Annotated in this window: 7 protein-coding genes; 2 read left to right on the top strand and 5 right to left on the bottom strand. The window is 66.5% G+C overall.

Annotated features, from left to right (window positions below):
* Positions 1-332 precede the first annotated feature (332 nt).
* A complete protein-coding gene (locus QRO91_RS20685) occupies positions 333-545 on the top strand; it encodes a hypothetical protein (RefSeq protein ID WP_010486834.1) in 213 nt (70 codons plus the stop codon).
* A complete protein-coding gene (locus tag QRO91_RS20680) occupies positions 542-799 on the top strand; it encodes a hypothetical protein (protein ID WP_197620686.1) in 258 nt (85 codons plus the stop codon). The genes QRO91_RS20685 and QRO91_RS20680 overlap by 4 nt, the downstream gene beginning before the upstream one ends.
* 161 nt (positions 800-960) lie before the next feature.
* Here QRO91_RS20680 and lpdA read toward each other — a convergent pair whose 3' ends face one another.
* The 5 genes from lpdA to QRO91_RS20655 all read right to left on the bottom strand — a co-directional run bounded on the left by lpdA (position 961) and on the right by QRO91_RS20655 (position 9041).
* Positions 961-2397 (bottom strand): dihydrolipoyl dehydrogenase, encoded by a 1437-nt coding sequence (gene lpdA, locus QRO91_RS20675; RefSeq protein ID WP_197620688.1) that lies wholly within the window; start codon positions 2395-2397, stop codon positions 961-963.
* Between the two features lie 63 nt (positions 2398-2460).
* Positions 2461-3663 carry a dihydrolipoyllysine-residue succinyltransferase gene (sucB, locus tag QRO91_RS20670; RefSeq protein WP_005410272.1) on the bottom strand — a complete coding sequence of 401 codons (1203 nt, stop codon included), beginning with the start codon at positions 3661-3663 and terminating at the stop codon, positions 2461-2463.
* Positions 3664-3702: 39 nt separating this feature from the next.
* A complete protein-coding gene (locus tag QRO91_RS20665) occupies positions 3703-6534 on the bottom strand; it encodes a 2-oxoglutarate dehydrogenase E1 component (protein WP_049429412.1) in 2832 nt (943 codons plus the stop codon).
* 186 nt (positions 6535-6720) lie between these two features.
* On the bottom strand, positions 6721-7617 hold the full coding sequence (locus QRO91_RS20660) for a GNAT family N-acetyltransferase (protein WP_197651235.1): 897 nt from the start codon (positions 7615-7617) through the stop codon (positions 6721-6723).
* 8 nt (positions 7618-7625) lie between these two features.
* On the bottom strand, positions 7626-9041 hold the full coding sequence (locus QRO91_RS20655) for a cupin domain-containing protein (protein WP_197651236.1): 1416 nt from the start codon (positions 9039-9041) through the stop codon (positions 7626-7628).
* Positions 9042-9182 lie beyond the last annotated feature (141 nt).

Here is a 9182-nt window from a genome sequence, read left to right as displayed (position 1 = left end):
CCCCCCCCCCCCCCCCCCCCCCCCCCCCCCCCCCCCCCCCCCCCCCCCCCCCCCCCCGTTTTTTAATGAAAGGCCCACCACCTAGATAAAAACAGTTTTGATGTTCGGCAGGTTATTTTTTTTATAAGAGACTGTCCGGGCGAAGTGCAGCTCCTGTAGAGCGGAGCCCACGGTGGGGTGGTTGTGAAAAGCCGAGGGTAGGGTCGGCTCTACAACGGCGCTGGATCGCTTTCATCGCCCCCAGCCCGGTTTCGTCGCAAACCATTTGCGGCCGCCGGGGCAGGGCGCCAAGGTGGTCCCAGGCGGCAGGGTGCCGCCCCAAGGAGACCGTGATGAAGACCCTGTTCGCGCTCGGTGTGTGGTGCCTGCTGTTCGTGCTGTGCTGGCCGCTGGCGATCCTCGCCCTGATCGCCTGGCCGTTCGTCTGGCTGCTGAGCCTGCCGTTCCGCCTGGTCGGCATCACCTTCTCGGCCCTGTTCGCCTTCCTGCGCGCGCTGTTCATGCTGCCGGCGCGGTTGCTGGGTGGCCGGGCGGTGGCCGCATGAGGATGGTGCTGCTGGTCGGTCTGGCCCTGTTGTCAGGCCCGGTGCTGGCCGCACCGCCCGCGCCACCGTCGGCGTGGCTGGAGCGGCAGCAGGCAGCCGGTGCTGATGAAGCGAATGCTGCGGGGGCGAAACCCTCGACGGTACCGAAGGCCAAGGAGCGCTGCCGGGTCACGAAGGAGTGGAAGGTCGGCGAGACGGTGGTGCAGCACAGGGTCTGCGACGATCCACCGAAGAAGCCGGCTGGAAAGGTGTAGCGCCGAGCCGATGCTCGGCTGTGCCTTCACGGACCGCCAAGTGCGCAGCCGAGCGTAGGCTCGGCTCTACATGAAGAAGGGCAACAAAAAGCCCCGCCGAGGCGGGGTTTTCTGTTTGCAGGAGTGTGCCGACCAACGGTCGGCACGCACCCGGATGCAGGTCAGTTCGCCTTGTGGATGGCGCGCTTGCTGACCGCCATCGCCGCGTCGTGGATCACTTCCGACAGCGACGGGTGGGCATGGCAGATGCGGGCCAGGTCATCGGCCGAGCCGCTGAACTCCATGGTCAGCACACCTTCGTGCACCAGCTCGGAGACGTTGGCGCCGACCAAGTGCATGCCGAGGATGCGATCGGTTTCGGCGTGGGCCAGGATCTTCACGAAGCCGGCCGGTTCGATCATCGCCACGGCACGGCCGTTGGCGGCGAACGGGAAGCTGCCAGCCTTGTACGGAATGCCTTCGGCCTTCAGCTGGGCTTCGGTCTTGCCGACCCAGGCCAGTTCCGGCTCGGTGTAGATGACCCACGGGATGGTGTCAAAGTTGACGTGGCCCGGCAGGCCGGCGATCAGCTCAGCCACCGCGATGCCTTCCTCGAAGCCCTTGTGCGCCAGCATCGGGCCGCGCACGCAGTCGCCGACCGCCCACACGCCGTTGACGCCGGTGTGGCAGTGCGCGTCGACTTCGATCTGGCCGCGCTCGTTGATCTTGACGCCGGTGCCTTCGGCCAGCAGGCCCTTGGTGGCGGCGCGACGGCCGACGGCCACCAGCAGCTTGTCCACGGTCAGGGTCTTTTCGCCTTCAGCGTCGGTATAGGTGACGATGACTTCCTTCTTCTTGCCCTTGCCGGTGATCTCGGTCTTGGAGACCTTGGCGTTGAGCTTGATGTCCAGGCCCTGCTTCTTGAATTCCTTGGCAGCGGCCTTGGCCACTTCGGTGTCGGCAGCCGCCAGGAACTCCGGCATGGCTTCGAGGATGGTGACTTCAGCACCCAGGCGCTTCCACACGCTGCCCAGTTCCAGGCCGATCACGCCGGCGCCGATCACCGCCAGGCGGTTCGGCACTTCGGTGAAGTCCAGGCCGCCGACGTTGTCGACGATGGTCTCGCCGTCGAACTTGGCAAACGGCAGTTCGATCGAATCCGAACCGGCCGCGATGATGACGTTGGTGCCCTTCAGCTCGACGATGGAACCGTCATGCTGGGTGACCTTGACCACGTTGCCCGGCTGCAGTTCGCCGAAGCCGTAGTAGGCGGCGACCTTGTTGGCCTTGAACAGCATGCCGATGCCGCCGGTGAACTGCTTGACGATCTTGTCCTTGCGGCCAACCATCGCCTCGACGTCGATCTTGGCATCCTTGAAGCTGATGCCGTGGTCGCCAAAGATGTGGCCCATGTTCCAGAACTGGCGCGAGGAATCCAGCAGCGCCTTGGACGGGATGCAGCCCACGCGCAGGCAGGTGCCGCCGAGGGCCGGCTTGCCGTCCTTGCCCAGCGCTGCGTCGATGCAGGCGGTCTTCAGGCCCAGCTGGGCCGCGCGGATGGCAGCGTGGTAACCGGCCGGGCCGGCACCGATGACGACGACGTCGAATTGTTCAGCCATTGAATTATTCCTTGATGCATTACCAGAACCCCTCCGCGCAGGCGCGGAGGGGCGGGAGGTTTCTTACAGGCCGAACAGCATGCGGCCCGGGTTTTCCAGCTGGTTCTTGATGTCCACCAGGAACTGCACCGAATCCTTGCCGTCGATGATGCGGTGGTCGTACGACAGCGCCAGGTACATCATCGGCGCGATCACGACCTGGCCGTTCTGGGCGATCGGACGCTCCTTGATGGCGTGCATGCCCAGGATGGCGCTCTGCGGCGGGTTGATGATCGGGGTCGACAGCAGCGAACCGAAGGTGCCGCCGTTGGTCACGGTGAAGGTGCCGCCCTGCAGTTCATCCAGGCCCAGCTTGCCGTCACGCGCCTTCTTGGCGTAGTCGGCGATGGTCTTCTCGATGTCGGCGAACGACATGCGCTCGACGTTGCGCAGGACCGGGGTGACCAGGCCCTTCTCGGTCGACACGGCGATCGAGATGTCCGAGTAGCCGTGGTAGATGATGTCGTCGCCGTCGATCGAGGCGTTGACCAGCGGGAAGCGCTGCAGCGCATTGGCCGCGGCCTTCACGAAGAAGCTCATGAAGCCCAGCTTGATGCCGTGGGCCTTGACGAACTCGTCCTGCAGTTCCTTGCGCGCCGCCGACACCTTGGACAGGTCGACTTCGTTGAAGGTGGTCAGCATGGCAGTGGAGTTCTTCGACTCCATCAGGCGCTCGGCGATGCGCTTGCGGATGCGGGTCATCGGCACGCGTTCTTCCGGACGTGCGCCACCGGCCTTGCCGGCGCCGCCATTGCGAGCGAAGTTGACGATGTCTTCCTTGGTGACCGCGCCGCGACGGCCGGTGCCGTCGACGTCGGCCGGGTTCACGCCTTCGGTGATGGCGGTGAAGCGGGCGCCCGGCGGCAGGGCATCGGCAGCCGACTTGGCAGCCGGGGCCGGAGCGGCGGCAGCCGCCGGAGCAGCAGCGGCCGGGGCAGCGGCTGCTGCCGGAGCGGCTTCAGCAGCCGGAGCCGGGGCAGCAGCCACGGCGCCTTCTTCGATGATCGCCACGACCTGGCTGGAGGTCACGGTCGAGCCTTCGGCGAACTTGATTTCCTTGAGCACGCCGTCGACCGGCGACGGCACTTCCAGGACGACCTTGTCGGTTTCCAGGTCAAGCAGGTTTTCGTCGCGCTTGACGGCGTCGCCCACCTTCTTGTGCCAGGTGGCGATGGTGCCGTCGGCGACGGATTCGGGCAGTACCGGGGCTTTGACTTCGGTGGCCATTGCGGGAGCTTCCTGGTTTGTCTTCTAAATAGGGGAGGATTATTCAGCGAACGTGTCGTTGAACGGGTTGACCAGTGCGTCGGCGACCAGCTGCTGCTGTTCGCGGACGTGGTCAGCCATGTGACCGGCAGCCGGCGAAGCCGAACGTGCGCGACCGGCGTAGTGCAGGTTCTGGCCATCGGCCAGGCAGAACTGCAGGTGGTGGCGGATCTGGTACCACGCACCCTGGTTCTGCGGTTCTTCCTGCGTCCACACCACGTCGGTGGCCTTGCCGTACTTCTTCAGTTCGGCAGCCAGCAGCGCACGCGGGAACGGATACAGCTGCTCCACGCGGATGATCGCCACGTCGTCCTGGCCACGCTTGGTCTGGTCTTCCAGCAGGTCGTAGTAGACCTTGCCCGAGCACAGCACCACGCGCTTGACCTTCTTGGCGTCCGCGTTGGCGTCGCCGATCAGGTGCTGGAACTCGCCGTTGGCCAGTTCGTCCAGGGTCGACACGGCCAGCTTGTGGCGCAGCAGCGACTTCGGCGACATCACCACCAGCGGCTTGCGGGTGGTCATGTGCAGCTGGCGACGCAGCATGTGGAAGGCCTGCGCCGGGGTCGACGGCACGACCACCAGCATGTTCTCCAGCGCGCACAGCTGCAGGAAGCGCTCCAGGCGCGCCGAGCTGTGTTCCGGGCCTTGCCCTTCATAGCCATGCGGCAGCAGCAGGGTCAGGCCGGAAATGCGGCCCCACTTGGCTTCACCGGCGGCGATGAACTGGTCGATCACCACCTGGGCGCCGTTGGCGAAGTCGCCGAACTGGCCTTCCCAGATGCACAGCGTGTTCGGATCGGTGGTGGAGAAACCGTACTCGTAGGCCATCACCGCTTCTTCGCTCAGCAGCGAATCGATGACGGTGGCCTTCTCCGGCGAATCCACCAGCTGCCGCAGCGGCATGTAGTAGTTGTCGGTCTTCTGGTCGTGCAGGATCGCGTGGCGGTGGGTGAACGTACCGCGGCCCACGTCCTGGCCGACCAGGCGCAGTGCGTTGCCCTCGTCGAGCAGGGTGGCGTAGGCCAGGTTCTCGGCAAAGCCCCAGTCGCCCGGGATCTCGCCGGCAGCCATCTTGCGGCGGTCGTCGTAGACCTTGGCCACGCGCGAGTGCAGCTGCACGTCTTCGGGAATGGTGTTGATCAGCTTGGCCAGCTCGACCAGCTTGTTCTTCTCGACCTTGGTCGAGATCGGATCGGACAGCTTGCCTTCCAGCAGCTTCGGCCAATCGACGAACAGCGGGCTCGTCGGCGGGGTCTTCTCGACCTTGGCCAGCTCGGTGGTCACTTCACCGGCATCCAGCTTCTCGCGGTAGGCATCGACCATCGCCTTGCCGGCGCCGGCGGCGATCACGCCTGCCTTTTCCAGCTGCTCGGCGTACATCTCGCGGGTGGTGGCGTGCTTGCGGATCACCTGGTACATCAGCGGCTGGGTGATCGCCGGCTCGTCGGCCTCGTTGTGGCCCCAACGGCGGTAGCACATCAGATCGATGACCACGTCCTTGGCGAACTTCTGGCGGAACTCGAAGGCCAGCTGCGCGGCGAACACGACGGCTTCCGGATCATCACCGTTCACGTGAAGCACCGGGGCGGCGATCATCTTCGCCACGTCGGTGGCATAGCGCGTGGAGCGCGTATCCAGCGGGTTGGAAGTGGTGAAACCGACCTGGTTGTTGACCACGATGTGCACGGTGCCGCCGACGGCGAAGCCGCGGGCCTGCGACATCTGGAACAGCTCCATGACCACGCCCTGGCCGGAGAAGGCCGCGTCGCCGTGGATCAGGATCGGCATGACCTGCTTGCGGGCAGTGTCCTTGCGGCGCTCCTGGCGCGAACGCACGGAACCGGCCACGACCGGGTCGGCGATTTCCAGGTGCGACGGGTTGAACGCCAGCGCCAGGTGCACCGGGCCACCGTCGGTAGCCACATCGGCCGAGAAGCCCATGTGGTACTTCACGTCGCCGGCCGAGGCGTGCTCGTCGTGCTCGAACTTGCCTTCGAACTCGTCGAACAGCTTGCGCGGGTTCTTGCCCAGGGTGTTGACCAGCACATTCAGGCGGCCGCGATGGGCCATGCCGATCACCACGTCCTTGACGCCATCCTTGCCGGCGCTGCGGATGATGGTGTCCATCATCGGGATCAGCGAGTCGCCGCCTTCCAGCGAGAAGCGCTTCTGGCCGACGTACTTGGTGTGCAGGTAGCGCTCCAGGCCTTCGGCCGCAGTCAGGCGCTCCAGGGTGCGGCGCTGGGTGTCAGCGTCCAGCTGGTAGTTGCCACCGGCCGCTTCCAGCTTCTTGTAGATCCACTGGCGCTGCTCGACCTCGGAGATGTGCATGAACTCCGCACCGATCGAGCCGGTGTAGGTCGCCTTCAGGCGTGCCAGCAGGTCGCGCAGCTTCATGCGCGGCTGGCCGCCGACGCCGCCGGTGCTGAACTCGGTGTTGAGGTCGCCATCGGACAGGCTGTGGAACGGCAGGCCCAGGTCCGGGGTGTTGACCGGCGCGGCCAGGCCCAGCGGGTCCAGGCGGGCGTCCAGGTGGCCGCGCGAGCGGTAGGCGGTGATCAGACGACCGACATTGCGTTCACGCTCGTCGCCCGCACCGTTGCCGGTGCCGGCCTTCAGCGCTTCCTTGGCCGCGTCCGCAATGTGGGAGATGACGGCCGAGTGCGGAATGTCGCCTGCTTCGCGGCCCTTGAAGCCGTCGAAGTAGGTCTTCCATTTGGGATCGACACTGTCCGGGGAGACCAGGTACTGCTCGTACAGGTCCTCGACATAGGAGGCGTTGCCGCCGGCGAGCTGCGAAGATTGCGCAAACTGCTTCAGTTGATTGTCCACGATGGAGGGTGTTGATTCGCTTTGTGGGGTATGGCTTCAGAAGGACCCGGCAGGAAGATGAATAGCCCTGCGCGGGCGCGTTCAAACAGCCAAATTGTACCCCCATCCGGACAGGAAGGGGCACCAAAACGGGCATCCCGGGTCCCCCGGTGCCGCTTCCAGACAGGTTGAGTGGGCGGTACCCGCTCAGATGCCGAGCGCACGCAGTTCGCTGCAATCGCGCGAACGGTCCCAGACGCGCTGCAATTGCTGCTCGAACGGCTGCGAACGTGCAGGCAGCGCAATGCCGGCCTCGCCGTCGAGGCGATGACCGATCAGACGAAAGTAGAAGTCGCCTGCATCGTTGAGCAGGCAGGCCGAGGCCAGCGCACGGTCGACCCGGTCGGTGACCTCGCGGAACTGGATCACACTGGGCAGGCGCTGGGCCAAGGCCAGCAGCGGTGCACCGGCGGAGGCGATCGCCGCTGCATCGTGCACGATCACCCGCAGCAGCTTGTCGTGGCGGGCGGTGACGAAGCGGCGCAGGGCGGCCTGTACCGGCGGCGCGTCCAGCAGGCCGGGGTCCAGCTGGCGGCTGTGCAGCCACAGCTGGCGACGGGCGCGGTGGATGATGGCCGTGGTGATCGCCACCGCCTCGGCGCGGTCGTCGATGGCGCTGGCCGCGCCCAGTCGGCGACGCATCTGCTGGTGGCCGATGCCGGCCTCGTCGAACACCCCGCCCTCCGGCAGGAAGCCCTGGCGGGCGTAGAAGTCACGCGCCGGCAGCTGCGCGTGCAGGTGCAGCTCGTCCAGGCCGAGCCGGCGCCCGGCCTCGACCAGCGCCTCCAGCAGGGCTTCACCGACGCCGCGGCTGCGATGGCTGGCCAGCACCGCCATGCGGCCGATGCGACCATCCGGGGCCAGCCGGCCGGTGCCGATCGGTTCGCCGTCGGTGTCCAGCGCCAGCACGTGGGCGCTGACCGGGTCCAACGCATCGCGTTCCAACTCGGCGGCGATGCCCTGTTCCTGCACGAAGACGCGCTGGCGTACCTCGTGGATGGCGAAGTGGGCGTCGGCGTGGCTGACCTGCTGGACCCGGATCATGGCAAGGCTCAGGCGCGGCCGTCGTCGCTGTCGTCTTCGTCGTGGTCTTCGAAGTTGACGATGACCTCGATGCCGTCGTCGTGCACGGTCACGGTGTGGACATCGTCGGATACCGCATCGGCGTCGATCGCGTCGACACGGTCACGGCCCTCGACCACTTCGCCGAGCACCACGGCGTCCTCGCCGTCGTCCTCGTCTTCAGCGTCATACGTCTCGTTCGGATCGATCAGCTGGAACACACCACCGACCAGCAGCTGCTGGACCACCGCGCGGCCCTTGTCGGACAGGCCGCGATAGGCGGCGGCGTCGAGCTGCTCGGCACCGGCCAGGCGCTGTGCGTCCTTCACCGGCAGCGCGAAATCCTGGCCGCTGACATACAGGCTGGCGCCACGCTTGGCCCGGCGCCAGGCCAGGCGCGCCCACGGGTGGCGCTGCAGCAGCAGGCCGGACGCCAGTGCTTCGACGACTTCCTCCTGTGCCGGTGCGGCCTGATGCGCCATCACCTCACCGGCAGCGCGGTAGGTGGTGATGAAGCGGCCGAACCAGTCGCCCAGCTTGTCCGGGTCGTTCATGCGGATGGCGTTGAGCGCAGTGATCACGCGCGCCATCGCCACCGTGTCGATTTCGTTCGGGTCGGCCGGCACCTTCAGGTCGGCATCCTGGTAGCGGATGTTCTCGTCGGCATCGGCGATCAGGGTGTCCAGGTAGTCGCTGATCAGCTCGGCCGAGGCCGGTGCGCGCATGCCGAACGAGAAGGTCAGGCACGGATCTTCGGCGACACCGTGGTGCGGCACGTTCGGCGGCAGGTACAGCATGTCGCCCGGCGCCAGCACCCAGTCGTGGGTCGGCTTGAACACCTTCAGCAGCTTCAGTTCCACGTCCGGGCGGAAGCCCAGCGGCGGCTGCTTGCCCTTGATCGATTCGCTGGCATCGATCTGCCAGCGGCGGTGGCCATGGGCCTGCAGCAGGAACACGTCGTACTGGTCGACATGGGCACCGACCGAGCCACCGGTGGCGGCGAAGCTGATCATCACGTCATCCATGCGCCAGCGCGGCAGGAAGCTGAAGTGTTCGATCAGGGCGCGCACGTCCTTGTCCCACTTGTCCACGTCCTGCACCAGCAGGGTCCAGTCGTGGTCGGGCAGGGCGGGGAAGATGTCTTCCTGGAACGGGCCGCTGCGCACGCGCCAGCTGTCCTGGGCCTTGTCGTGTTCGATCAGGCGCGCCAGCACGCCCTCCTCGCAGGCCAGTCCGGCCAGGTCTTCCGGCTGCACCGGGGTCTGGAAGTCCGGGAAGGCGTTGCGGATCAGCAGCGGGCGTTTCTGCCAGAAATCGCGCAGGAACACGGCCGGGGACATGCCCAGCGGTTGGCCGCGGCGGGCGGTAACTTCGATGAGCGGAGCGGAGGACTTGCGGGCGGCCATGGGGGAATCCTTGCAGCGGAAAGCGGGAGGGGCGGCGCGGCGGGCCGCCAAGGCCTCCATTGTCCGACGTTCGCTGGGATTGCGCACGTGTGGTGGTTTGTCGCGGGGTTCGGGCCAACGGCGGAGCCCCTCGTGGCGGGG

It is taken from the genome of Stenotrophomonas maltophilia group sp. Smal32 (assembly GCF_030237085.1).
In the GTDB taxonomy this organism is placed as follows: Bacteria; Pseudomonadota; Gammaproteobacteria; order Xanthomonadales; family Xanthomonadaceae; genus Stenotrophomonas; species Stenotrophomonas maltophilia_Q.
Note: the sequence above shows the minus strand (reverse complement) of the source record. Positions and strands in the feature narration are given on the sequence as shown.

What these genes read in the sequence shown, in the direction of transcription:
- QRO91_RS20660 (WP_197651235.1), bottom strand. Translation starts at nt 7,617, where the DNA reads ATGATCCGGGTCCAGCAGGTCAGCCACGCCGACGCCCACTTCGCCATC.
- QRO91_RS20685 (WP_010486834.1), top strand. Translation starts at nt 333, where the DNA reads ATGAAGACCCTGTTCGCGCTCGGTGTGTGGTGCCTGCTGTTCGTGCTG.
- sucB (WP_005410272.1), bottom strand. Translation starts at nt 3,663, where the DNA reads ATGGCCACCGAAGTCAAAGCCCCGGTACTGCCCGAATCCGTCGCCGAC.
- QRO91_RS20680 (WP_197620686.1), top strand. Translation starts at nt 542, where the DNA reads ATGAGGATGGTGCTGCTGGTCGGTCTGGCCCTGTTGTCAGGCCCGGTG.
- QRO91_RS20655 (WP_197651236.1), bottom strand. Translation starts at nt 9,041, where the DNA reads ATGGCCGCCCGCAAGTCCTCCGCTCCGCTCATCGAAGTTACCGCCCGC.
- lpdA (WP_197620688.1), bottom strand. Translation starts at nt 2,397, where the DNA reads ATGGCTGAACAATTCGACGTCGTCGTCATCGGTGCCGGCCCGGCCGGT.